This window comes from Acinetobacter sp. GN11, assembly GCF_054823985.1.
The window spans coordinates 1-525 of record NZ_JRVL01000348.1; the positions used below are offsets into that span (position 1 = coordinate 1).

Below are 525 nucleotides of genomic sequence, written 5' to 3' on the forward strand. Positions count from 1 at the left end.
ATAATTAGACTGATTTTATTTTTTAATAGGTTTAAATGATAGAAAAATAATATATAAAAAAGCCCTCTATTGAGGGCCTGACTTTATACATTAGTGTCTAAGATAGCTTGAAAAAAAGTTGGAAGTTCAGAAAATTGGACGAGTTGGGTTTTATCTTCTTGTTTATAATAATACTGATAGTTTGGATTTTCTGAATGATTATCGAGATATTGAGTTGCATCGGTAAATTGTGCTTTTGCAACTGGTTTGTCTTTTTTAAACTTCACAATAATAGGGTTTACTGAGTTTAATTTTACCGGAACACCATTCTCAAATTTAGCAGTTTCAATTAATAAAGAAATTTTAAAATTTCCGAATGTTACGCAACAATGGCCTCCATTTTCCGTTTTAATATCATGGTCAGAAAAAAGCTCTTTAAATAAATTCTTTAAAGATTCTCTGTGCTTATCTAAAGCAATTTGAAAGTCCTGATCTTGTTGTCCTATTTTTTCTTGCTCTTCTTGTAGCAATTTAGCTTGCTTTTCA

Annotated in this window: 1 protein-coding gene; it reads right to left on the reverse strand. The window is 29.3% G+C overall.

Annotated features, from left to right (window positions below; translation table 11 throughout):
• Window positions 1–83: 83 nt before the first annotated feature.
• Window positions 84–525: hypothetical protein (locus NL42_RS19160; protein ID WP_461313958.1), on the reverse strand; the 442-nt coding region annotated here is incomplete at its 5' end.